The organism is Thiocapsa roseopersicina, assembly GCF_900106925.1.
GTDB lineage: Bacteria > Pseudomonadota > Gammaproteobacteria > Chromatiales > Chromatiaceae > Thiocapsa > Thiocapsa roseopersicina.
Window position 1 is genome coordinate 1 of sequence record NZ_FNNZ01000005.1, and the last position, 20,438, is coordinate 20,438.

Sequence of the window (20,438 nt, forward strand, 5' to 3'; positions counted from 1 at the left end):
GCCCACACCCCGGCCGCGCGAGACCGGGGGAGCGCTTCGCCGACCCCTATCACGCAACTTGATCGCGAAACCATCAAAATCGCTGACCGCACTCACCGAAGATCGAAGCGTAGATCGCTCCATGATGTATGCCCACATGTATTCCCTTACGTATAAGTTAACATCAGAGACACGGATCTCTGTGGCATCGAGAACGTCTCACCCCAAAGGACGGGAAACAGCCGCGACGCCGGTGGTGTAACCGCGGCGCGGGACGAGCGCGTCGTAATCGGCTTCGAAGCCGGCACGCAGAAGGGCCTCGCGCAGCGGTGACTCAAGTGCCGGGAGGCCGTCGATCTGTTGGATGGCAAGGCGTTTGCGCCCGCGCTGCGGGATGCGATGCAGGGCAGCGAGTGCAAGGGCCAACTCACCGCCGTCTTCGCTGATCGAGATCGGGAAGCGCGTCAATTGGCGCCCGGCCGAGCCGAGATAGAGCACCGGTTTGCCCGCGACCAAGATCACGTAAGCACCGCTGATGCGTTTGGGCACCGGACCGCAGCCCGGCTCCGGCCAGGGCAGGAGCGCGCCGTAGGGATTGGCCGGGTCGATCGCGGCGAGGATCCGGACCGCGTCCGCAGCGAAACCCTCGATCGGGGTCTCTTCGATCCGGGCGCTGCGCAGCCGATCGATCGCGCCGTTCAGGGCGAACTGGGCGCCGGAGAGCCCCTCGACGAAATAGCCTCGGCGCACTTGTCCGCCCTCCTCCATCTGTTTGAAGACCCGATAGAGCGGACCGAAGCCTCCCGGGATGCCCTCGGCCTGCACCGCCTCGCGGCTGACCACGCCGTAGCGCTCTAGCAGGATGCGCGCGCGGGCGAGCAGGCGCTCGGTGTCGCTTGCCTCGATGCGCAGATCGGCCACACGCGACCAGCGTCCGCCGGCCAGTGCGGTGCCGCGACCGCGCTTGGGTGCGCGCGTGCCGCCGAGCGCGCGAAGGGGCGCGAAGGTGTCGTTGGTGATCTCGCCGGCCCAAACCAGATCCCAAAGCGCGGACTCGAAGGCGTCCTTGCCGAGCTTCAGCCCGGCGCGCTCGAGGGCCTGCATCAGCTCCATCAGGAAGGAGGCCCCGCGGGTGCGCAGGTGATCGAGCAGGATCGGGCAGACGTCGGACACATCTGCGGCGGTGTCGCGCGTTGGCCCATCCGCGACCGGCGCCGAGGATGCGTCGGTGGGTGCGCTTGGCTGATCCGGCCGACTCGGCTCTTCGTCGGAGACACCCAGCTCGGGACTCCCCCGCCGATAGATCGCGATCCGCCCGTCCTTCGGACCTGCCGCTCCGCGACCGACCCAGACGATCTGCCCGGTAGCCGCGAGCATGTCCAGATCCTCCGATCGATATCCCGGTACCCGTGCCGGCAGGAGCACGCGATCGAGCTGGGACCAGGTCACCGTCAGTCCCTCGAGCTGGAGCAGAGCCTCCATCAGACGATCCGGACCCTTGATGTCCTCGCCGATCCCGTGCCAGGCGGGCAGAAATCGCCCGAGGGTCGCCGCGTCGACCGGGGCGACCGCATCGCGCGCTTTAGCCAGGGTGCGGCGGCGCAGGCGGCGCAGGACCTCGGGGTCGCACCATTCGGGCTCGCTCCCAAGCGGTCGGATCTCGCCGCGGATCAGCTCGTCGCGCGCCTCCAGGAGGCGCAGGACGGGTTCGAGCTGGGTCGCCCTCAGACCATACCGAGCTGCGGGATCCCGCGTCGGAAAGGGGCCGTGCGTTCGGGCATAGCGGTGCAGCAGATGCTCCAACGGCGCATCCGCGGACACCAGAAAGGCGTCGGGCAAGCCGGGCGGCGGGACCAGACCCAAGGCGTCGCGATAGAGACCGGCTTCCTCGGCCGCGATCCAGCGGGGTCCGTCCATGAACCGCAGCGCAACCGCCCGGCGCTGCTCGGCCAAGGTCGCGAGCCAGGGCGAGGGATCGCCCTCGGAACGCTCGTCCAGCTCGGCGGAGGAGAGGTCGCCGAGCCGTCGCAACAGGTCATGCAGCTCGTCGGCATCACGCGCCTTGCGACCCTCGGCGGTGTGTTGAAGCTCGCGCTCCAGATCATCCAGCACCGCCGGATCGATCAGCTCGCGCAGCTCCGCCTGTCCCAGCAGCTCGGCCAAGAGACCGCGATCCAGCGTGAGTGCCTGGGCGCGGCGCTCGGCCAGCGGGGCGTCCTGCTCGTAGATGTAGGCGGCCACATAGGCGAAGACCAGCGAGCGCGCGAACGGCGAGGCGCTGCGGGTCTCGACCTCATGGACGCGGATCGAGCGATTGCGGATGCCGGTCAAGACGTCTTTGAGACCGGCGAGATCGAAGACATCGCCGAGCGCCTGTCGATAGGTCTCGAGCACGATCGGAAACGCCGGATAACGGCGGACCACAGCGAGCAGGTTCTGCGCCTTGAGCCGCTGCGCCCAGAGCGGCTGGCGGCCCTTGGCCGAGCGACGCGGCAGGAGCAGCGCGCGGGCGGCGTTCTCGCGGAAGAGCGAGGCGAAGAGCGCGGTGTCGGCGAGCTGCTCGGTGACCCGATCCTCCAGCTCCTCGGGCGCCGGCAAGAGGTCCGTCAGCTCCGGCAGCGCCTCGCCGTCGGCGAAGCGCAGCACGATGCCGTCGTCGGTGTACATCACCTGGATCTCGAAACCCTCGCGACGCCCCAGATGCCATTGCAGGGCCATGGCCCAGGGGGCGTGGATGCGGGCGCCGAACGGGGTGAGGATGCAGATGCGCCAGTCGCCCAGCTCGTCGCGAAAACGCTCGATGAGGATGGTGCGGTCGCTCGGCACCTGGCCGGTCGCGGTGCGTTGATCCTGGATGTAGGCGGCCAGGTTCGACGCCGCGAGCGCGTCCAGCGGGGTCTGCTCCCGAATCCAAGCGGCGGCACGCTCCGCGGGGATGGCCGCGACCGCGCGCGTGAAGGCGCCGACCGCCCGACCCAGCTCGACCGGCCGCCCCGGACCGTCGCCGCGCCAGAAGGGCAACCTGCCTGGCTCGCCCGGTGCCGGCGAGACCAGAACCCGGTCGCGCGTGATCGCCTCGACACGCCAGGTCGAGGCGCCGAGCAGGATGCAGTCGCCCGCCTTGGTCTCGAAGACCATCTCCTCGTCCAGCTCGCCGATGCGCGGCCCTTCCTCGCCGAGATGCACCGCATAGTTGCCGCGATCCGGGATGGTGCCGGCGTTCAGGCGGGTGATCATGGCGGTGCCCTTGCGCACGCCGAGCGTATCCGCGGTGCGATCCCACACCAGAAGGGGCTTGAGGTCGGCGAAATCGCTCGACGGATAGCGGCCCGAGAGCATGTCCAGCACCGCCTCCAGTGCGGAGCGCGACAGCTCGCGATAGGGGCCGGCGCGTGCCACCAGACGATGGAGATCGGCGACCGTGCGCTCGGTCTCGACACAGTGAGCCGCGATCTGCTGGGCCAAAACGTCGAGTGCGTTGCGCGGCATCCGAAAGGGTTCCAGCTCGCCGGTGAGCATCCGCGCCCCGATCACGGCGCACTCCAGCAGGTCGCCCCGAAACTTCGGAAAGATGCGCCCGGTGCTGACCTGCCCGACCCCGTGCCCGGCACGTCCGACCCGCTGCAGCCCGCGCGCCACCGACCCGGGCGACTCGACCAGCAGCACCTGGTCCACGCCGCCCATATCGATGCCCATCTCGAGCGAGCTGGTGGCGACGATGGCCTTGAGATCGCCACGCTTGAGCCCTTCCTCGATCTGGGTGCGCTGCTCGAGACTGACGCTGCCGTGGTGGGCGCGGACCAGCTCGGGACGGTCGGTCGATGCCGGCTCATCCGGATCCAGGTCCGCCTCGGCAAGCGCGTTCAATCGCTGGCACAGCCGCTCGCAGAGCCCGCGGCTGTTGACGAAGACGATGGTCGAACGATGTGCGCGAATCTCGGCAAGGATGGCCGGATGGATGGCCGACCAGAGGCCCTTCTCGGCGGGCGCTTGGGGCCTTGCTTGGCGATAGAGCTCGCCGAGGATGGAGCCACCTTCGGGTTGGGGCACGCGGATCTCGGGCGGGCGCTCCATATCGGGGACCGGGACCTGAACGCGCAGATCGAGATTCGGCGGGGCGGCGGCGTCGACGATCTCGACCGGCCGATCGCCGCCGAGATAGAGCGCGGCCTCGGTCAGCGGACGCACGGTGGCGGAGAGCCCGATGCGCTGCGGGTCGATCGTACAGCGCTCGGCCAGACGCTCCAGCGAGAGGGCGAGATGGGCGCCTCGCTTGGTCGGCGCGAGCGCGTGGACCTCGTCGATGATGAGCGTATGCACCCGCGCGAGGTTGGCTGCCGCCTTTGAGCCGAGCAGCAGGTAGAGCGACTCGGGCGTGGTCACCAGGATCTCGGGCGGCTCCTTGAGCTGCTGCTGCCGCTCCTTCGCCGGGGTATCGCCGGTGCGGATGCCGACCCGTGGCAGACGCACCGGCACGCCCATCGCCTCCGCGGCGCGGGCAATCCCGGCGAGCGGGGCGCGCAGGTTGCGCTCGATGTCGTAGACCAGGGCCTTGAGCGGAGAGACGTAGAGCACCTGGATGCCGGCGGGAGCCGACTCGGCATCGGCGATCGGCCCGCCCTGCATCAGCCGATCGATCGCCCAGAGGAAGGCCGCCAGGGTCTTGCCGCTGCCGGTCGGGGCCGTGATCAGCGCGTGCCGACCCGAGGCGATCACCGCCCAGCCCCGGAGCTGGACCTCGGTCGGTGCGTCGAAGTTCTGTGCGAACCAGCGGCGGGTGGCGGGGCTGAAGGCATCCATGGGAGGCAGATGGGGGAGATTGGCCCGGTCTTCGAGTCGCCGACCATGGTCAGGCCAAGGTTATACACGATGCCCGATCGGCTCGGAGTGAGACTAGAATAGCCACGCAGCGTGCAGCACGCCGATTGAATCCGGCCCGCGACCGCTCGGAGCACCGCGGAAGCCGCTTGGGACAGGGAGCAGATGGGGAGATTCAGATCAAGGTCGACGAGCATGGCACGGAAGAACCCGATGAAGACATTGACTCGAGGTCTCGGCTGGCTGCTCTGGGTCTGCGCGGCGGCGTCCGGCGCCGCTCCCGGCCCGGACGACATCGAGATCCCGGTGCTCCCCTACCTCAGCACCGAGCGCCTTTTGACACTTTACGAACCGCTGCGCCGTCATCTCCAAGAGACCCTGGATCGGCCGGTCCGGATCGTCACATCCCCCGATTATCGGAGCTTCGTCGCGGACACGGCGCAAGGCGACTATCCGCTCGTCCTGAACGCGGCCCATATGGCACGACTCGCGGAGGTGGATTCCGGTTACCGTTCGATCGTTCAGACCACCAATCCTCTCTACGCGCTGGTGATGGTCCGAGCCGAAGATCCCGTTACCGAGGTCGCGGATCTGCGGGGCACCAGGATCGTGACCCCGGATCCTCTGGCGCTCATCACCCTGATGGGCCATCGGATGCTCAGGGAGGCGGGCCTGAGGCCGTGGACGGACGTCGAGATGCCGACGACCGACACCCACAACAATGCCTTGATGCTCTTGCTCGGCGACGAGTCGATCCGTGCGGCCATCGTCTCCAACCGGGCCTTTACGACCCTCGACGAGGGCATGCGCGCACGCCTGCGAATCCTCGCCGACGGCGCAGATTTCGGCGGGATTCCCTCGATCGTCTATCAGATCGGCCCCGGCCACGAGGGCGCGGACCACGCCTTATTGACACGCGAGCTACTTCACTTCGCCAACGACACCCCGGCAGGGCGCGCCATGATGCTGACCCTGGGACATGTGGGGTTGCGCGAGGTCGCGGAGGCGGACCGACAGGTGATCGACCTCTTCCTGCCGGCAACACGAGAGGTCTTGGCTGCGCCATGAGGAGTCTTCTCGCGCGTGTCCCGATCGGCTTGCGATTCGGGCTGGTGATCCTGATGACCCAGGCCGCCTTGATCGCCTGGGTTGTCCACGACAACCAGCGTCTGAGCAATGCCGCCCTGACTCAGCTGCACGAGACGCGACTGACCGTCCTGACCGCGCTCCTGAGCGAGTCCTTGACCCCTTTGCTCGTGCAGCGCGACATCGCGGCCCTACAGGAGTCACTCGACCGGTTCGGCGATCTGCCGGAGGTGCGGTATCTCGAGGTCGACGACGCACGGGGAAGGCGCCTGGCCGAGTTCACCCATCCGCATCCATCGAGGTTTCCCATCGGCGGAGACCTCGACCCTCATCCGGTTCCGCAGGACGCGGCCCAGTGGGAGACGGCGATCCCGCTGCAGCTCATCGGCCAAACCTACGGCACCCTCCATGTCGGTATCTCCACCGATATCTTCGCCGAAACGCGACAGGGCTTGATCGAGCAGAGCCTGCGCAACGGCATGATCGGGCTGGGTGGGCTCCTACTCGTCATCGTCCCGCTCGCCTTCTGGGCCAGCCGTCGACTCGGGCACCTGGATGCCGCTGCGCGGGCGATCGCGGAAGGTAATCTCGGTCGCCGTCTCGACGAAACCGGCGACGACGAGATCGGCCGCTTGGCCGTCTCCTTCAACCGCATGGCCGACGCGCTCGGGCAACGCGAGTCCGCCTTGCGTGATGCGAAGGCCGACCTCGAGCGCATCGCGACATCGAAGTACCGGATCCTGTTCGAGGCGACCACGGATGCGGTGATGCTGTTCGATCGGGACCATGGGCTGTTCGACTGCAATCCCGCCGCGCTGCGCCTGCTCGGCTGCGATCGCGAAGCGCTGCTCGGCTCACGGCCGAGCGACCTGTCGACGACACCCTTGCCCGTCGGCGCCCATGTCCTCGCGCCCGCTGCGCAGGCGGGACCTACGGGGGAGAACAGCGGCTTCGACTGGTGCTTGCGCCGTCGAGATACCTGCGATCCGGTCGAGGTCGAGGTGCTGCTCACCTCGGTGCAGCTCGACGGCTCGACGCTCCTGCAGATGGTGGCCCGCGATATCGGCGCACGCAAAGGGGCCGAGGCGGCGATCAAGCGCTCCGAGGAGAAGTACCGGTTCCTGCTCGAGTACAGCTACGACATCATCTACCTCTTCGCAACCGACGGCAGCTTCATCTTTGTCTCGCCGAGCTGGTCGCGACTGATGGGGTATTCGGTCGAGGAGACCCTTGCCACTCACTTCTCGGTGTATGTCCATCCAGAGGACCTGCACATCTGCAACGAGGCATTCAGCGCCGTCGTCGAGACCGGCGAGATGCGTCGAAATATCGAATATCGCGTCCGGCACGGTGACGGCACCTGGCGCTGGCACAGCTCAAGCGCCATGCCGTTTCGCGACGAGAACGGCACGATCGTCGGCTTCCAGGGGATCGCGCGCGACGTCACCGAGCAGAGAGAGACCCAAGAGCAGCTGCGCATCGCCGCAATCGCCTTCGAGGCCCAGGAGGGCATGGTCGTCACCGACGCCTCAGGGGTCATCCTGCGGGTCAACGGCACCTTCACGCGGATCACCGGCTACAGCGCCGAGGAGGCGGTCGGGCAGACCCCCCGACTGCTCAAGTCCGCACGCCACGACGCCGCGTTCTACAAGGCGATGTGGTCAAGCATTCTGGAGACCGGTTCCTGGGAAGGCGAGGTCTGGAACCGTCGTAAATGCGGCGAGATCTATCCCCAATGGCTCACGGTCACGGCCGTTCCCGGCCCCGACGGCAGGATCACACATTACGTCGGAACCCTGTCGGACATCACTCAACGAAAGGCCGCCGAGGAGGAAATCCGCGAGCTGGCCTTCTTCGACCCCCTCACGCGTCTGCCCAACCGTCGTCTCCTGCTCGACCGACTGAATCTCGCCCTCGCGAGCAGCCGCCGCCACGGCGACTGCGGCGCGCTCTTCTACATCGACCTGGACGACTTCAAGACACTCAACGACACCCTGGGTCACGACCAAGGCGATCGCCTGCTGCAGCAGGTGGCGCTGCGTCTGACGGAGCGAATTCGCGAGTCCGACACGCTTGCCCGTCTCGGCGGCGACGAGTTCGTGGTGATGATCGAGCATTTGAGTCCGAACCCGCTGGAGGCGGCGCAGCAAGCCGAAACGCTCGGCAACGGGCTTCTCGGCGTGCTGCGCCTGCCCTACGACCTGGACGGGCAGACCCACTACAGCGCGGCCAGCATCGGGATCACACTCTTCGATCCGCAGCCGATGCGTGTGGAAGAGCTGATGAAGCAAGGCGACATGGCGATGTACCGGGCCAAGGCCGCCGGGCGCAACACCATGCGCTTCTTCGACCCGAGCATGCAGTCGGAGATCAGCGCCCGTGCAACCCTCGAGGCACAGCTGCGCTGCGGTCTGCGCGACGAGCGGTTCATGCTTTACTACCAGGTTCAGGTCGATCGCGACGGGGGAATCATCGGTGCCGAATGTCTGCTGCGCTGGCAGGACCAGCAGGGCTGCTTGATCTCGCCGGCGGTGTTCATTCCGCTCGCCGAGCAGAGCGGCCTGATTCTGCCGATCGGGCACTGGGTTCTGCAGACCGCCTGCACGCAGTTGGCGGCGTGGTCCGTTCGGACCGAGACCGCGCAACTCACCCTCGCCGTAAACATCAGCGCACGTCAATTTCGCCGGACGGACTTCGTCGACCAGGTCTTGGCCTGCATCGAAGGCACGGGCGCGAATCCGTCCCGACTCAAGCTCGAGATCACCGAGAGCCTCCTGCTCGACGACGTCGAGGACACCGTCGGCAAGATGATCGCCCTGAAGGCCCGAGGTGTGGGTTTCGCGCTGGACGACTTCGGCACCGGCTACTCGTCCCTGTCTTACCTCAAACGCCTGCCCTTCGATCAGCTCAAGATCGATCGTTCCTTCGTCCTGGATGTCCTGACGGACGCCAACGCCGCCGCGATTGCCCGAACCATCATCGCGCTCGGCCGAACGTTGGAGCTGGCCGTGATCGCCGAAGGCGTGGAGACCGAAGCGCAGCGCGACTGGCTGGCCGCTCATGGCTGCCATGCGTATCAGGGCTATTTCTTCGGGCGGCCGGAGCCGTTGGAGCGCCTGTCGCTGGACACGCCGAACATCGCCTCCTGATCCACTGAGCCGGGCGTTCTCGACCGGACCCAAGGTCGATACGGCGTGGTTTCGGCACCGCCGAGGAATCGGATGCCCCGGGTTGAACTCAGACCTGGGACTGCCCTTTGCGGTTGTAATGATCCTCATGCGCCGGGGATTGCTCAATGCGCTGCGCCTCGACGCAATCAAGCCGGGCTCGTGGAAGGCGAGGATGGCCGGGTCTAGGTCGAGGTCCGCCATGGAACCGAGATCGATTTCCTCTATTCGGTCCGACCGCGCCCCTACGAGGCACCCAGCTTCGTGCTGCGCGACACCCGCGCCAGCCGGGCGAAGGCGCTCGAGTATTTCCGCGCCGAGGTCCATTTGCGCGAAGGCGGTCAAGACTACGACCTCATGGGCTGGAGCGCGCAGGACATCATCGGCGACGTCCTCGACCAGTACGAGCGGCACATGCACTTCCTGCAGACGTTGCGGTGACGTGCCGACCGTCTCCGGCCGGGTAGCTCTTTCCGGAAGCTCGACCCGCCCCGCGACTAACCCGTCCGACCAAAGATCGCGCGCGACCGTGCCAGACCGCTACGGCGGCGCCTATGACCGACACACGGATCCTCAGCCTGAGGACGGGAAGTCGATTCCTTTCCTCCCGGACCCTCCGACCCGTCTCAGTTGATGCGAACCGACTCGATCGGGGCGGGGCTCCGCCGGTTGCCGGTATTCACCGCCGCCCCGGCCGACTCACCCTCGGGCAGACCCGAGCGCATGACGGCGAGGGTGGGACCGGTACTATGCTCCAGGATGGGGGCATCCGTGAGGAGGAGGGTCGTACCCGGCTCCAACAAGGGGTAGAGACGGCGGCTCATGTCCTTCGGCATGTGCAGGCGCTCGACCGCGTTCTCGTCGTGGCTGTCTCGGCTCTCGGCGGCGTGGCCCGGGAGGCCGACGGCACTCCAGCGCGGATGCCCGCTGTTTGATCCCGCGAGCACCGTGTAGGCATGGGTCCCCAAGGGCACGTTCGCATTGTCGACCTTGATGCGGGCGCGACCGATCTCCACCCCGTCGCGCAACACGATGAGACGTCGGTCGGCGGCGCTGGCGACCAGTGTCAACGGACCCTCGGGCGATGCCTCGGGCTCCCAGCGGAAGTCCTCGAGCAGGCCCAGCGCATGCTCCGACTCAGGCGCCCCGGTCGCGGCATCCACCGGCGTCAGCACCGCCGGGTGGACCACGGAGCGCGGAGCCGTCGATTCCCCGGCGATGACCACGGTCGTCCCCCGGTGGGTGATTCCGAAGAGCAATCGGGCGAATGCGGAAGGCAAATGGACACAGCCGTGGGAGGATGGATAGCCCGGCAGGCCGCCAGCATGCAGGGCCACGCCATCCACCGTCAGCCGCTCGGAATAGGGCATGGGCGCATTGCCGTAGGTCTTTGAATGGTGGTCCTTGTCCTTGTTCAGGATGGTGAACACGCCGGTCGGTGTGCCGTGGCCCGGTTTTCCGGTGCTTGCGGTGGCCACACCGATGCGCACACCGTTGCGATACACATAGGCCATCTGCTCGGGGAGGCTCACGACCACCACCACTGGACCTTGGGGCTCCAGCTCCCCCTCCCAGATGAATTCGCCCGGCTGGAGAACCTCGATGGGTGTATCGGCTGGTGCAGAGTACTTGGCGCCCCAGAAGGGGGTGGCCGCGCAATCGAGGGCCGCCATCAGAGGAAGGGCGGCAAGAAGATTTACAAGGCGCATTCTAAATCCACCATTCGAATCGTTTTGGAAGCCAATCATCCCGCCGTCCACAGCTTCGATCGATTCGATCGGCCGATGTCGCGCACAAGAGCGAATCGACGAGGACGCGATCACCCTCGCCGTTCGCCGTCTCCGCCCGAGGGATCTCTGCGACTCTCGGTAGGCTAGGGAATGCGATTGCAGTGCAATGGCAAGGGCTTTAAGCGATCCTGCCTACTCGGCGATTGCGAGCGCGAATGTCGACCAGCGAAAAATGCCGCCATTGGGTAGATCGGTGAACTGGGCTTCGTCGGGGCCATGCATCCAATCCTTTTGCCCGCGAACACCAGCGAACATGAATGGCTCTGCCTCGCCCATCTTGACCGAGAAAACCGTGTTGTTGCCGCTCATGGATTGCGTGACCGTGCAGGAACCCTCGTAGAGGGTGGCGGAATGGGCGGTATTCGTAAGCTTGCAGGTCGCCGTCTCCGCCAGATTTTGCGCACTTGCACCGCTTGCGAAGGACATCGCAAGCGCGAGACCGGCGAGTACTTTCATCAACTTCATTGGATTCTCCTTAGATTCAGCGATCTCGCTTTTCACAGTCTCAGACATATCGGGATCTCCGGTTAATGATGAGGCGAATCAATGCGGCCCCATGACGCATCACTTGTGGAGGCGCGCCGGCTCATCACTAGACTGCGCCGGCTCCGACGGTTCTCGGAGCTGAAGCGGCCAATCCAATCCGACAAACGACGCATACCGCACCGGGCGCGGTTTAGCGGTCCTTGAGCTCGTTGATCCGTGCCTGGTATTCGGCCTTGATGCAGCCGTGCTGGTCGGCGGACTTCCAGCATTCGTCACGCCCCTTCACCCAGCCGCGCTGCTCCGTCTTGAGCGCGCCCTGCTTGCTGGCCGGGGTGTTCTTCAGCAGGGTCGCATAGAGCTCGGCGAGGCTGCGGTCCAGCGCGGCGAGGTCCGCGTCTTTGCAGATCAGCAGCTCGGCCTCGTGTGTGGCCTTGCTGCAATCGAAGCTGGGCTGCGCCGCCTGCGCCAAGGGGGCGGTCAGGCAGCCGGCGGCAAGGAGGGTCAGTGCGATCTTGGTCATCGAGAACGTCTCCGGTGGATGAGGTGATCGAGCGCAGCCCGATGCGCTGTTCACGGGCAGCGGATGGAACTGGAGACCGGGCCTTTGCCCGGTCCCCGTATGACTGGTATCAGGCCTTCTTGATCAAGCCGACGATCAGCAGAAGGACGGCAGCGCCGATGACGGCCGTGATCAAGGAGCCGATCATCCCGCCCCCCAAGGAGATGCCGGCCAAGCCGAAGAGGAATCCGCCGATGACGGCGCCGACGATGCCGACAAGGATGTTGCCGAGCAGGCCGAAGCCGCCCCCCCGCATGAGCAGTCCGGCGAGCCAGCCTGCCACGGCGCCGATGAGCAAGAAGATGCCAAGGCTAATGAGATCCATGATCGATATCCTCGCGTGTGGGTGGATGGTCGTGCTTGCTTCGGGATCCTGTCGACCCCGGGGCGCGGCGTCCCGGCGCCTCTGTCGTCATCCGCCGAAAGGGATGGCGTCCGGGATCTCGTAACGTTCGTCGCCGACCCGGATGAGGTGAAGATCGTTCTCTTTCGCGGCGCTGAGCTCACCGTAGCGTCGGCTAAGGATTGCGGTCGCAGCAAGATGCCCGGTTCCCCGGGCGCACGGGATTCAACGGCGGCAGTCGCCTTCGGTGAGGTAGCGCCCTGCAACCCAACCGGTGACGCCCCGGTACTCGACCTTGCACCAACGTGGATTCTCCCTTGCGCGAAGCGCTTTCTCCTCTGGGGACAGGTTGGTGAACTCCTCGAAGGTGAGCCCGCCTTTGCAGCCCAGATTGCGAATGCAGGAGCCATCCGGCGGGATCTCGCCGATCTTCCGTGCGCTCGCGCTCGGCTCTGCCCGAATATTCAGCACGTCGTTTCGGGCAACGTCCCTAGCGGCATAGAAATCGGGCCCGTCCGCTTCGGCCCTGAGCGCCCCGGCCGCGAGGCTCGTCGCGAGCCCGAGGGCAAGGGCGGCGTGACCGGGACAACACGACAGCAATCCGGCTCTCCGATCCGATTGGCCCGGGCCCCGGGTCAACCCGGCAGCCCTCGGCATTCGTAGAGCCGAGACGAAGGTTCGCATCAATGCCATGCTGAAAACCTTCAGGTTGTTTGCAGAATGCTCGCCGGAAAGCGGCCTCCCGGCAGCGCGATCGATCTCGACACCAAACACTCCGAGTGCAACGTCCGGCAGAGGGCCTACCGAGACGCTCAGGAACGATTCAAAAACAACCGAACCTGTAGGATGGGTAGAGCGCAGCGAAACCCATCCACCCCGCTCAGACGCCTCATCCCCCCAATCCGGTTGGCGCCCCGGAGAAGATGGGTTTCGCTGCGCTCTACCCATCCCTGCAGCAAGGTGTTCACTTTGTTCCTGAATCGTCACTAAGAATCGACGTCGACCTGGTCCGAGATCCGTCCGCATCCGGGACCTGACGCGTCCGGATCCTCGCCCCCGGACACCCATCAGGCGCAGCTAGGCATCACTGGACGACAGTCAGCTCCTGGACCGTGCCGTCATTGGAGACGAGGCAGCGCCAGCGCTCGGTCGTGGAGCCACCGCGCACCCCGGCCGCGTCCACCATGACCACCGAATTGGCTTCCGAATACTCGGAGCTGGCCACCCGCACCGAGCGAACGTTCCCGCCGTAGTTGCCGTTGACCGCCGCCATGCAAGCACTTTCCGCGGCGCCGGTTGCCTGGCGCAGCGTGCTGCTGCCCTGGCCGGAATCATAGTCCGAGGTGGCACAGGCGCTCAGCAGAATGGTTGCGGCGGTGACAATCGCGGTTGGAATCTTTTTCATCATCGGCATGTGGTCGTTCTCGTTGTGGTTTGTGTCCAGTGTCCTGGACGCTGCGTTGGCTGGTCGGCCTCAGGCGAGCCGTGCCGAGCCGTTCTGCTGCCTTAGAAACGATTCAAAAACAACAGTGAAACAACGTGTTTCCCCTATTTCGGAATCGCCGCTTATCAAGCCCTGCAATCACGCAATGCATGATTGCAGGACTCATTGGCGCTATCGGGAATCCGCCCTACAGTCTTGGAGTTATTCCTCGTGGCAGATGCCGTTGGCGCCGTGCTTGCCGGTGTACATGACGGAGGCCGTGCCATCCGGGTTGATGCCGATGGAGACGGTTACGCCGCCACCGACGACATCGTATGTGGTATCGCTGATCTTCTTGAGCTTGGCCTCGTTGCCGTTGATGTAGGCCGGCCCGCCCTCGTCGGTGTGCAGATGGATGTTGCCGGGGCAGCTGTAGTTGAGCGTCGGCAGGCCCGCTTGTGCGGCGCCGGCGATTAGGAGCAGGGAAAGGGCGGTCAGGTGTCTCGTCATGATGATGATCCAATCGTGGTCAATGGAAACGGTATAAACGCGGCGCGGTCGGTCGGTCGGTCGGACAATTGGCGATGTGGGCAACACCCTCGCGGCCATGCCGCGTCGCGTCTGGGGCCTTCAAGCTTGTCGAATGCGGCGAGAAACGAACCGCATCGGGCGCGAAGGAAGTGGTTCGCACGCTCACCACATCCTTCGGCCCTCATCTTCGGCTATCTTCCGCACTGAGACCGGGCGGCCTCGGCTACGATCGCTCCCTTTATCACTCGCGTCGATGAGCCCGGCACGAACGAATGCGACAAAGGTGACGCCGCCGCACGCCGCGAAGGCGGGCTGCGCCCCCACTGCCGGCAGCAGAAGCGAGCCCAGCGCCAGCGCTCGACTGGCAAGCTGAAAGCGTCGGTTTGGCTTGGCCGCCGGCACGACCTCTGTCGCTGGCCTCGGCCTCTTTGCCGAACAGATGCTTGCCGATCTCTCTCGCAAAGTTGAAGAGCCCCGTGGTGTTCTCCGGCGTGTCGCGGGCCGTGATTGATGGACTGGGGTCGGCGAAGACCCAACCCCGTACCCGAAACACCGGCGAGGGGGCCGTCCGGTCAAGAGTAGTTGGAAGTTTAGCCATAAGGTCATCGCGTTGTCTGTCGGGTAAAGTCCGTCAGGAAATCCCTGACAACAGCGCCCGACAAGGAGAAGTGGGGGCCTCCGGGAGCAGTAGGCCCGTTTCTCGCCTACCTATTGAAACGGCAGGTGAAAGGTTGTGACGACATCGGCTCTCGGCCAGTGGTGACGTCAGCAATCCGGCGTGTAGCGCGCCGGGAGGTTAACTCGCTTTTTTGCTGCTCGAGCTTCCAGGCGATGCGACAACACACGTCGAGTCGACGTTTGTGCGACAGTGGCGATAGGTTGTTCTTGTTCTGAGTCGTTAGGTATATGGCTTGGAACCATATCGTCAGCGGTAGCTGGGGCTCTCGTAACAGGTTCCGCACGGTCAGCGAGGTCTGCAAGCGCAGACTGCCAGTAGCTGCACCCGTCGGCGTGGAAGCGGCTATGCAAGGCGGCCACGCAATGCGGACAGATGAACCCCTGCGGGCACCGCCACGCCTCCAGGGCCGCGGCGCACCGGGCTTTGGCGCCTTAGCATGCGAAAAAGCCGTCCAGGCACGAATCAAGAGGATGCGGTTCGCACGCTCACCGCATACGCGGCCGTTTCTCTGCACCCCGCTGAGCTGCCCCGGCGAGGTGATCCTTACCCACCCAGAGGTCCGGGCGGCCGTCGCCGTCCAGATCCTCCCGGGAGGCCACGGTCTCGCCACCCGAGCCGTCAATTGTTCTTGAAGCGTTAAGGCGCTTATCTGTCGCCAAGACAGCTCGCTTTGTGCAATCCCCGGCATATCCCAGCGGACCGTGCCTGGCCCGCCGGAATACCGGTATCAGGGACTACAGCTCCCCAAAGTCACCGGGTTGACCGGTGTCGTCGCGGAGATCCGCTCAGCGCCGACCCACACCGGCAGCTCGGTCAGAGTACTGGGCGCGAAGCAGACCGTACTGCCCGCGGCTAGTCGGAAGTCGATACCGTCAATGCCCTTTCCGGCGACCTTGAGCTGGTAGGCGATGCGCGCCGCGACACTGGTGTCGAGAACGTCCCATGGCAGTTCCAGTGCAACACCTCTGGTACTGGCAAAAGCCGCGCTGGCAGTCAGTTTACCCTTGTAGAGCAGTTGACTGGCACTGCCGCCGGCATACATCCGCAAGTGCCATTGCCGGGGATCGGCACAGTCATAGTAGAGGAACACCCCGCGGTCGTTGGTGCGGTCCATCGCCGGCACGCCGCAGGTCGGACCCGCGCCGCCGCTGTCGTTGTCGCTGATACGCCCGGTGGCGCTGGCGCTATTGATCCCCGCCGCGCCGAGCGCCAGCGTGAAGCTCTCGGTGCCTTCGACCAGGCTGTCCTCGAGGATGGGCACCGTGATCGTCTGCTGCGTCTGCCCGGCGGCGAAGCTGAGCGTGCCGCTGGTGGCCCTGTAGTCGAGGCCTGCCTGCGCACTGCCGTCGGCGGTGGCGTAGCTGACCGTGACGGGCGCACTCGGCGCCGGGCTGAGCGTGGCGGTGAAGACGGCGTTGCCCGCCCCCTCCTCGACCGTGATATCGCCGACACTGAGCACCGGGGTGGGTGGGGGCGTGTCGCCGCAGGCGCCGAGAGTGGTGAGTTCGATGGGTGTGATGACGACCTCACGGTCGGCGCCGACCCACACCGGCAGCTCGGTCAGAGTACTGGGCGCGAAGCAGACCGTACTGCCCGCGGCTAGTCGGAAGTCGATACCGTCAATGCCCTTTCCGTCGACCTTGAGCTGGTAGGCGATGCGCGCCGCGACACTGGTGTCGAGAACGTCCCATGGCGGTTCCAGTGCAACACCTCTGGTACTGGCAAAAGCCGCGCTGGCAGTCAGTTTACCCTTGTAGAGCAGTTGACTGGCACTGCCGCCGGCATACATCCGCAAGTGCCATTGCCGGGGATCGGCACAGTCATAGTAGAGGAACACCCCGCGGTCGTTGGTGCGGTCCATCGCCGGCACGCCGCAGGTCGGACCCGCGCCGCCGCTGTCGTTGTCGCTGATACGCCCGGTGGCGCTGGCGCTATTGATCCCCGCCGCGCCGAGCGCCAGCGTGAAGCTCTCGGTGCCTTCGACCAGGCTGTCCTCGAGGATGGGCACCGTGATCGTCTGCTGCGTCTGCCCGGCGGCGAAGCTGAGCGTGCCGCTGGCGGCCCTGTAGTCGAGGCCTGCCTGCGCACTGCCGTCGGCGGTGGCGTAGCTGACCGTGACGGGCGCACTCGGCGCCGGGCTGAGCGTGGCGGTGAAGACGGCGTTGCCCGCCTCCTCGTCGACCGTGATATCGCCGACACTGAGCACCGACTCGACTGGAAGGCTCTCGAAGACGACCGTCGAGGTCTGGTCTTCTCTGATCTCACTGAGGACACACTCGGTGCTGCTGCCCACGCCGGCGCAAGCACCGGACCATTCCCTGACCTGGAAGCCAGAAGCCGGCACGGCGGTGCAGGTACTGCTCTCGCCCTGTCCGACGAAGACCGGCGAGCAGCTCACCGAACCGCTGCCCACTGCGACGGCGCTGACCCAATAGATGCTGTCATTGGTGAAGGTGCAGCGGATGTCCTGATAAACACCCAAGGAAATGTCAGCGGTGGGGCCAGTGAAGTTTCCGAGGGAGCCAGCGTTGTCCTCGCAGGCGATGGCGACCGGCCCTAATTCCTGATCGTCGAGCACTTCCTCGGTCAGGCTGTAGTGGCCCGCCTCCAGATCGAATGTCGCGCTGAAGTAGACGCCATCGTCATCGTTCTGGCTGGTGTCCAGCGGGAAATCGATTGGCGACACAAGCTGCCCGCCGTCCAGGGTGAAGTTGTAGTCGGTGGTCGACTCGACAGGGGTCTCCTTCACGATGGTGATGGAGCCGACCTGAGCCTCCTCGAAGGCACCGATGTCGTCAGCCGCGCCCGAAGGCCGGGCATAGCCGCGCTGGTCGGTGGTCAGGGCGGTGGCGCCGGCATCGATGGCCGGGCTGCCGCTCAGCAGGGCGTGGGTCCGGGTCGGGCCGCCGTTGTTGCGTAGAACGCCGAGTAGCGGGTTCTGGCCAACGATGGTGCCGTTGACGCCATTGGTGAAGCCGCAACTGTACTGGGTTTGAACCAGGTTATGGCCGGCGTCTGTCGCGGGAGAGATGAAGCTCGTACAGTCCTCTGCGCCCGAGTTGCCGGCCAGAATGCTGTTCCGGGCCGTCAGCGTACCAAAGCCTCCCACATAGACTCCGGCGCCCGCAGCGCCGGCGCCCGAGACCGAGTTGCCGGTCACGGTCACGCTATCGAGGACGAGCGCCCTGGACGTGGCGATACCACCGCCGTCATTGCTGCTGGTGTTGCCGGAGATGGTGCTGTTTTTGATGGTCAGGGAGCCCTCATTTTCGATACCGCCACCCGTCTCGCCGCTGTCATCGCCGACGAGCTGATTACCCGAGATCGTACTATCGTTGATCTCCATCACCGCCCCAGGGGCATTGTTGATGCCACCCCCATTCAGCTCGCTGCGGTTGCCGGTGATGGTGCACCGGTTGATCGTCAGGTTGCCGAGGTTGCGGATACCGCCGCCCCGCTCGGTGCCCTCCACCTTGCCGCCGGTGATGGAGAAGTCATTGATGGTCACCGTGGTGCCGGCCTGGATAAGGAAGGGCCGCACATCGACACCGGGGAAGAGACTGCCGTTCCAATCGCCGCTGTTGCCGTTGCCTTCGATCACCAGTTCCACCCCCGCGGTGGCGTTGTCGATGGGCGCGGTGCTCGCAGTTGCTGAGATGCCGTGGTCGATGGAGATGGTGTAGACGCCGGGATCGATCTTGCCGTTGAAGCACTCGATCGCAGCGCTCAGCTCGACCTGGTTGGTCACGGACCAGGGTGCGTCGCCACATCCCTCCTGGCTTTCGTAGGCACCGATATCGGCAGCTGCGCCGGACGGGCGCGCGGCCCCGCGCTGATCGACCGTTAGACCGGTGCTGCCGGCGTCGATGGCGGGGCTGACCAGCAGCTGAGGTGCATGGGTCTGGGTCGGGCCGCCGTTATCGGCCAGGTCCTCGAGAAACGGGCGCGACAGGATATTGTTGTTGACACCGTCAACGAAGCCGCAACCTTCCGAGTCAACGAAGAGGTTGTGGCCCTGATCCTGGACCGAGCCGGTGCCGGAGGCGTCGAAATAACAATCGGCATCTGCAACGTTGCCGGAAAGGATGGTGTTGCCGATCGTCAAGACGCCGTCGACCGTATCGACGTAGATACCGCGGCCCTCGGTCGAGAAATTGTCGGTGATGGTGACGCTGTCGAGCGTCAGACTGCCGGTGGCGAAGATGCCGCCACCCCAGTCTTGGAGCCCCCCGCTGTCGGCGTCGTTGCCCGAGATGGTGCTGTTGGTGATCGTCACCGAGCCGCCTTCGCTATAGATGCCGCCGCCCAGGGCAGACCCACCGGTCGTCGTTCCGGCAACGTTGCCCGAGATGGTGCTCGAATCGATCACCAGGGTACCGCGGTTGGCGATGCCGCCGCCGCGGCGATCCACGGAATTCCCGGCGATGGTGCATCGGTTCAGCGTGAGGGTGCCTTCGTTGCGGATGCCACCGCCGCGCTTGAGCGCACCATCGCCGACCGGCTTGCCGCGGGTTACGGTCAGGTCGTTCATGGTCACGACCGTGCCGGACTCGATGGCGAAGGGCTGCATGCCGTCGAAGCCCTGCACGTTGACGCCATCCTGCCCGTCTACCTGGTGGCCGTCACCCTCGATGATCATGCTCTTACCGCTGATGACGTTCCGGATGGGCGTTGTGCTTTCGTTCAGGGCGATGTCAGCATCCAACCGGATGGTGAAGACGCAGCTGTCCGATGTCGTGTCCGCATTGAACGCGGCGATGGCGTCGTTGAGCTGCGCCTCATCGCTCACCGTGGTGACACCGCCACAGGCCGCGAAGGCGGGCGGTGCGCCCGAGGCCAGCAGCAGGAGCGAGCCTAGCGCCAGCGCTCGACTGGCGAGCTGAAAGCGTTGGTGTGGTGTGGCCGCAGGCGCGACCTCTGGCGCTTGAGCCCGCTGGGCAGGACACGCTGGGGATTGCATCATGTGGTCGTTCTCGTTGTGGCTTGTCGTTACTGTCGTGGACGCTGCGTTGGCTGGTCGGCTACAGGCAAACCGCTCCGAGCCGGTCTGCTGCCTTGCCGACGCTAGTCGCCCTACAGTGGGATGCGAATCTTCTGGCCCGGGTAGATCAGATCGGCATCCTTGATCACCTCGCGGTTCGCTTCGAAGATGCGCGGATAGGCGTTGGCATCGTCATAGAACCGCTTTGCAATGGCGGAGAGCGTGTCGCCCTTCTCGATGACGTAGAACTCAACCTTGACAGTCTATGCCGGAGCGTCGAGCTAATCGGCCTTGACCTCCCAGACACCCTTGACGTTGCCGGCCATCAGTACCGCCTTCTCCATCGCCTCGGGGCTGTCGGCGTGTCCGCTGAGCGACACGACACCGTCCTTGTAGTCGACCATGAGGTCATTGATTCCCGGATTGTCCCGTTCGATCTCTTCCTTGATCTTCTCGCTGGCCTCGGCCTCTTTGCCGAATAGATGCTTGCCGACCTCTTTCGCAAAGTTGAAGAGCCCCATGGTGTTCTCCGGTGTGTGGCATGCCTTGATTGATCGACCGGGATTGGTGAAAACCCGAGCCGGCGCCCGGAACCC

General features: G+C 65.4%; 13 protein-coding genes. 3 read left to right on the forward strand and 10 right to left on the reverse strand.

Annotated elements, in window-relative coordinates; translation table 11 throughout:
• Positions 1–198: 198 nt before the first annotated feature.
• Positions 199–4,779: a DNA glycosylase AlkZ-like family protein gene (locus BLV04_RS07105; RefSeq protein ID WP_093029511.1), complete on the reverse strand. Its 4,581-nt coding sequence runs from the start codon at positions 4,777–4,779 to the stop codon at positions 199–201.
• Between the two features lie 231 nt (positions 4,780–5,010).
• On the opposite strand from BLV04_RS07105, the gene BLV04_RS07110 reads away from it, so the two are divergent.
• The 3 genes from BLV04_RS07110 (at position 5,011) to BLV04_RS25540 (ending at position 9,491) form a co-directional block, all read left to right on the forward strand.
• Positions 5,011–5,865, forward strand: coding sequence for a phosphate/phosphite/phosphonate ABC transporter substrate-binding protein (locus BLV04_RS07110; RefSeq protein WP_175534528.1), 855 nt, complete (start codon positions 5,011–5,013; stop codon positions 5,863–5,865).
• Positions 5,862–9,032, forward strand: a complete 3,171-nt coding sequence (locus tag BLV04_RS07115; protein ID WP_093029515.1) for an EAL domain-containing protein — start codon at positions 5,862–5,864, stop codon at positions 9,030–9,032. Before BLV04_RS07110 ends, BLV04_RS07115 begins: the two co-directional genes overlap by 4 nt.
• A 282-nt stretch (positions 9,033–9,314) precedes the next feature.
• A complete protein-coding gene (locus BLV04_RS25540; protein ID WP_245731779.1) occupies positions 9,315–9,491 on the forward strand; it encodes a hypothetical protein in 177 nt (58 codons plus the stop codon).
• Between the two features lie 185 nt (positions 9,492–9,676).
• Here BLV04_RS25540 and BLV04_RS07125 read toward each other — a convergent pair whose 3' ends face one another.
• The 9 genes from BLV04_RS07125 to BLV04_RS25550 all read right to left on the reverse strand — a co-directional run bounded on the left by BLV04_RS07125 (position 9,677) and on the right by BLV04_RS25550 (position 20,363).
• A complete protein-coding gene (locus BLV04_RS07125; protein WP_245731780.1) occupies positions 9,677–10,759 on the reverse strand; it encodes a L,D-transpeptidase in 1,083 nt (360 codons plus the stop codon).
• A gap of 213 nt (positions 10,760–10,972) precedes the next feature.
• Positions 10,973–11,353, reverse strand: a complete 381-nt coding sequence (locus BLV04_RS07130) for a hypothetical protein (RefSeq protein WP_139191872.1) — start codon at positions 11,351–11,353, stop codon at positions 10,973–10,975.
• A 163-nt stretch (positions 11,354–11,516) separates the two neighbouring features.
• Complete coding sequence (locus BLV04_RS07135; protein ID WP_093029519.1) at positions 11,517–11,846, reverse strand: lysozyme inhibitor LprI family protein; 330 nt, start codon at positions 11,844–11,846, stop codon at positions 11,517–11,519.
• 109 nt (positions 11,847–11,955) lie between these two features.
• A complete protein-coding gene (locus BLV04_RS07140) occupies positions 11,956–12,210 on the reverse strand; it encodes a GlsB/YeaQ/YmgE family stress response membrane protein (protein ID WP_093029521.1) in 255 nt (84 codons plus the stop codon).
• Positions 12,211–12,453: 243 nt separating this feature from the next.
• Positions 12,454–12,828: an SH3 domain-containing protein gene (locus BLV04_RS07145; RefSeq protein ID WP_245731781.1), complete on the reverse strand. Its 375-nt coding sequence runs from the start codon at positions 12,826–12,828 to the stop codon at positions 12,454–12,456.
• A 484-nt stretch (positions 12,829–13,312) separates the two neighbouring features.
• Entirely contained in the window at positions 13,313–13,642 is a 330-nt protein-coding gene (locus BLV04_RS07150; RefSeq protein ID WP_093029523.1) for a hypothetical protein, read from the reverse strand.
• 231 nt (positions 13,643–13,873) lie between these two features.
• Positions 13,874–14,161: a hypothetical protein gene (locus tag BLV04_RS07155; RefSeq protein WP_093029525.1), complete on the reverse strand. Its 288-nt coding sequence runs from the start codon at positions 14,159–14,161 to the stop codon at positions 13,874–13,876.
• Positions 14,162–15,588: 1,427 nt separating this feature from the next.
• The gene (locus BLV04_RS07160) at positions 15,589–19,824 is read right to left on the reverse strand and encodes a choice-of-anchor Q domain-containing protein (RefSeq protein ID WP_093029527.1); all 4,236 of its coding nucleotides are present in this window, start codon (positions 19,822–19,824) and stop codon (positions 15,589–15,591) included.
• A gap of 299 nt (positions 19,825–20,123) precedes the next feature.
• Positions 20,124–20,363 carry a BON domain-containing protein gene (locus BLV04_RS25550; RefSeq protein WP_245731782.1) on the reverse strand — a complete coding sequence of 80 codons (240 nt, stop codon included), beginning with the start codon at positions 20,361–20,363 and terminating at the stop codon, positions 20,124–20,126.
• Positions 20,364–20,438: the final 75 nt, after the last annotated feature.

Bases quoted from the DNA above. Each gene is read 5' to 3' on its own strand.
- BLV04_RS07135 (WP_093029519.1), bottom strand. From the start codon at position 11,846: ATGACCAAGATCGCACTGACCCTCCTTGCCGCCGGCTGCCTGACCGCC.
- BLV04_RS07110 (WP_175534528.1), top strand. From the start codon at position 5,011: ATGAAGACATTGACTCGAGGTCTCGGCTGGCTGCTCTGGGTCTGCGCG.
- BLV04_RS07155 (WP_093029525.1), bottom strand. From the start codon at position 14,161: ATGACGAGACACCTGACCGCCCTTTCCCTGCTCCTAATCGCCGGCGCC.
- BLV04_RS07160 (WP_093029527.1), bottom strand. From the start codon at position 19,824: ATGATGCAATCCCCAGCGTGTCCTGCCCAGCGGGCTCAAGCGCCAGAG.
- BLV04_RS07115 (WP_093029515.1), top strand. From the start codon at position 5,862: ATGAGGAGTCTTCTCGCGCGTGTCCCGATCGGCTTGCGATTCGGGCTG.
- BLV04_RS25550 (WP_245731782.1), bottom strand. From the start codon at position 20,363: ATGGGGCTCTTCAACTTTGCGAAAGAGGTCGGCAAGCATCTATTCGGC.
- BLV04_RS07130 (WP_139191872.1), bottom strand. From the start codon at position 11,353: ATGTCTGAGACTGTGAAAAGCGAGATCGCTGAATCTAAGGAGAATCCA.
- BLV04_RS07150 (WP_093029523.1), bottom strand. From the start codon at position 13,642: ATGCCGATGATGAAAAAGATTCCAACCGCGATTGTCACCGCCGCAACC.
- BLV04_RS07125 (WP_245731780.1), bottom strand. From the start codon at position 10,759: ATGCGCCTTGTAAATCTTCTTGCCGCCCTTCCTCTGATGGCGGCCCTC.
- BLV04_RS07105 (WP_093029511.1), bottom strand. From the start codon at position 4,779: ATGGATGCCTTCAGCCCCGCCACCCGCCGCTGGTTCGCACAGAACTTC.
- BLV04_RS07140 (WP_093029521.1), bottom strand. From the start codon at position 12,210: ATGGATCTCATTAGCCTTGGCATCTTCTTGCTCATCGGCGCCGTGGCA.